General features: G+C 70.8%; 1 protein-coding gene and 1 pseudogene. Both read right to left on the bottom strand.

All coding sequences use genetic code 11. From position 1 onward, the window contains the following. Positions 1-148: 148 nt before the first annotated feature. Positions 149-2,038, bottom strand: a complete 1,890-nt coding sequence (gene mnmG / locus D588_RS0113185; protein ID WP_017916315.1) for a tRNA uridine-5-carboxymethylaminomethyl(34) synthesis enzyme MnmG — start codon at positions 2,036-2,038, stop codon at positions 149-151. A 509-nt stretch (positions 2,039-2,547) separates the two neighbouring features. Next, positions 2,548-2,768 (bottom strand): annotated as a pseudogene (locus D588_RS28550) (hypothetical protein); the annotation flags it as partial.

The following is a 2,768-nucleotide window of genomic DNA, read 5'->3' as shown; positions in this document are numbered from 1 at the left end:
CGCCCCTTCGGGGCACCTTCTCCCGAGGGGAGAAGGGAAAAACAAGGAGCGGCTTCAGCCGCGACGGGGCATTGCCGACACGCCCAGGTCGCGGCTGAAGCCGCTCCTGCGTGGGGGGGGGCTGCGCGCGATGCGCGTTCGCGACCGATCACGCCACCCGGCTGCGCCGCGCGCGTTCCAGATGCACCAGCAGCAGCGAGATCGCTGCCGGGGTCATGCCGGGGATGCGCTGCGCCTGGCCCACGGTCTGCGGGCGTACGCGCTCGAGCTTCTGCTGCACTTCGGCCGACAGCCCGCGCACCTGCGCGTAGTCGAACGCGGCGGGGATCGGGGTGTCCTCGTGGCGCTGCTGGCGGGCGATCTCGTCGCGCTGGCGGTCCAGGTAGCCGGCGTACTTGATGCCGATCTCCACCTGCTCGGCCACCTGCGCGTCGGCCACGCCTGGGCCCAGCGAGGGCACCCGCATCAGCGCGGCGTAGTCCAGTTCCGGGCGCTTGATCAGGTCCAGCACGGTGGTCTCGCGGCTCACCGCCACGCCCAGCGTCGCCGCGACCTCGCGGCCCAGCGCGTTGCCCGGCGTGGCCCACAGCGCGCGCAGGCGCTCGTTCTCGCGCGCCACCGCCTCCTGCTTGGCCTGGAAGCGGGCCCAGCGCGTTTCGTCGACGATGCCCAGGTCGTGGCCGATGCCGGTCAGGCGCGCGTCGGCGTTGTCCTCGCGCAGCTGCAGCCGGTACTCGGCGCGACTGGTGAACATGCGGTACGGCTCGCTGGTGCCGTGGGTGATCAGGTCGTCGATCAGCACGCCGATGTAGGCCTGGTCGCGACGCGGCGACCACGGCTCCAGCCCGCGCACCTGGCGCGCGGCGTTGAGGCCGGCGATCAGGCCCTGCGCGGCGGCTTCCTCGTAGCCGGTGGTGCCGTTGATCTGGCCGGCGAAGAATAGCCCGGGCATGGCCTTGGTCTCCAGCGAGGCCTTGAGCCCGCGCGGGTCGAAGAAGTCGTACTCGATGGCGTAGCCGGGGCGGGTGATGTGCGCGCGCTCGAAGCCGCGGATCGAGCGCACCAGCTCCAGCTGCACGTCGAACGGCAGCGAGGTGGAGATGCCGTTGGGGTAGATCTCGACCACGTCCAGGCCTTCCGGCTCGACGAAGATCTGATGGCTGGCCTTCTCGGCGAAGCGCACCACCTTGTCTTCGATCGAGGGGCAGTAGCGCGGGCCGATGCCTTCGATCTGGCCGGTGTACAGCGGCGAGCGGTCCAGCGCGCCGCGGATGATGGCGTGGGTGCGCTCGGTGGTGTGGGTGATCCAGCACGAGACCTGGCGCGGATGCTGCGCCACTTCGCCCAGGAACGACATCACCGGCAGCGGATCGTCGCCGGGCTGTTCCTCCATCGCCGCGTAGTCCAGGCTGCGTCCGTCGATGCGCGGCGGGGTGCCGGTCTTGAGCCGGTCCACGCCGAAGCGGCCGTCGCGCAGCGCCTGCGCCAGTGCGGTGGCCGGCGGATCGCCGGCGCGGCCGCCGGCGTACTGGGTCTGGCCGATGTGGATCTTGCCGGCCAGGAAGGTGCCGGCGGTCAGCACCACCGCCGCGGCCTCGAAGCGCAGCCCGGTCTGGGTCAGCACGCCGCGCACGCGCTCGCCGTCCATGACCAGGTCGTCCACCGCGGCCTGGAACACGGTCAGGTTCGGCTGCGCCTCGACCAGGCGCCGGATCGCGCTGCGGTACAGGCTGCGGTCGGCCTGGCAGCGGGTCGCACGCACCGCCGGGCCCTTGGAGGCATTGAGGGTCCGCCACTGGATGCCGGCCAGATCCGCGGCGTGGGCCATCGCCCCGCCCAGCGCGTCGATCTCCTTGACCAGGTGGCCCTTGCCGATGCCACCGATCGCCGGGTTGCAGCTCATTGCCCCCACCGTCTCCACGTTGTGGGTCAGCAGCAGGGTGCGCGCGCCGGCACGCGCGGACGCCAGCGCCGCCTCGGTGCCGGCATGGCCGCCGCCGATCACGATCACGTCATGGCGGTAGAAGGAATCGCTCATCGGGGTCTCGTCGGCCGGCGCGGGGCCGGCGGCAGGGGGCGACACGGGACGTCGCCCAGGGTGTGAACAGGAATTTTAGAGGTTGCATCACAAATTGCGGATCCGGGCCTCAAGTTGGCACGCAATCTGCAGATATTCCCACTGCACCCAACGTGGCAATGCGTCAGGGGCGTATGACTGGAATTGGAACAGGGGCCAGTCACGCGCACGTTGGGGGAGCTGGGGGCCGGTAGTCGGGGGACTACCGGCCCTTTTTTATGCCCGTTTTTCGCCGGTCGCCGGCGCCACCCCAGCAATGGCAAGGCCCCAACGCGAAAAGCCCCGGCGGACCGGGGCTTTTCGTTGTGAGGCGCCGACGCCCGACAGGGCCGGAACAGGGGGGATCCAGATTTCCCTGTCGGACATCGACATAGACGGTGGGGTCGACCCCTTCGGGTCATAAAGCGACGCAGGCGGTCACCCCGTAGGACGTAGAGTGCGTGCTGGAACAGGCGAACGCAAGCCCTTTCTTAGGGTTCGAGTGTGCGACGTGTCCCATTGCTGCGACCCATATTGCCGGGGCGCGGCGCCGGCGGGCGCTGCATGCCCTCGGGACGCTGCATCGCCGGCCGGGCCGGCTGCATCGACTGCGGCCGCGGCGCCGAATTGAGCGCGTCCGGACGGCGCAGGCGGTCCATGTCGCGCCACGGCGTCGGTACCCGACCACCCACGCTGGGCGGCGGCGACGGCG

This window comes from Xanthomonas sp. SHU 308, assembly GCF_000364645.1.
GTDB classification, from domain to species: domain Bacteria; phylum Pseudomonadota; class Gammaproteobacteria; order Xanthomonadales; family Xanthomonadaceae; genus Xanthomonas_A; species Xanthomonas_A sontii.
This window is presented reverse-complemented; position numbering and strand designations above follow the sequence as displayed.

Bases quoted from the DNA above. Each gene is read 5' to 3' on its own strand.
- mnmG (WP_017916315.1), bottom strand. From the start codon at position 2,038: ATGAGCGATTCCTTCTACCGCCATGACGTGATCGTGATCGGCGGCGGC.